The 789-nt window shown below is 53.5% G+C and carries 1 pseudogene; it reads right to left on the bottom strand.

The features are described from left to right. Positions 1-789: pseudogene (locus tag KIV40_RS33090) on the bottom strand (homogentisate 1,2-dioxygenase); the annotation flags it as partial.

The raw sequence follows: 789 nt of genomic DNA, 5'->3' as shown, positions 1-789 counted from the left end.
CGGCACTTTCAGCGCACCCGGATCGCTCTCAATCGGGCGCGGCGCAAAGGTACACACCACAAAACCTGCGCCAACAAAGGTGGTGTGTGCAGACGGTGGCAAGTGGTAGCGATGTGACATCAGCGGTCTGATATCGCGCCAGTTCACTTTCACCACGGCCAAATCACCATGCCAGCCAATCGCATCCAAAGGATTGAACGGATAAGTGATCACGCTGACTTTGTCGTGGCGTTTCACCTGAACTTGGGTTTGATCTTCTGAATATTGAGCGCGGAATTGATCGTTGATCGATGGGATTTCAAGAACCGCCCCATGCCCATCTCTGGCAATGAGTAAGCCGCGTCGGTGTTCTCAATCATCAGAATGAACATCGGCTCACTTGGCTCCAAGCGCCAATTAGTCGAGCGTGGAATCATCACGTAATCCCCTTCACTCACTTGCAAATGACCATAGTCGCAATAGAGATCAGCGCTGCCTTGGTGAATGAACAGCAGCTCATCACCATCGGAGTTACGTACCAAGAAATCCATCTTCTCATCCATGCGCCAAACACGGATTTTGCAGTCTGCGTTGTGTAAAAGATGAGGCACTGCCCAAGGGGTTATCTGGCTGGCTTTGTCCACCAGCGTAAAATCGAAAGCGCGAGGGCGTAAGTCGCCCTCCCACTCTGACCAACCCGTTGGTGCATGTTGGTGATGGAAGTGCGCGGCAGGGCCGAAGACACCACTTCGGCCCGCCTCTCGCTCATAGATGGCCTCTTCGGGAAAGTCGGCATGCGCTTGTTTGGAG

This window comes from Vibrio sp. D173a, from assembly GCF_030248475.1.
This window is presented reverse-complemented; position numbering and strand designations above follow the sequence as displayed.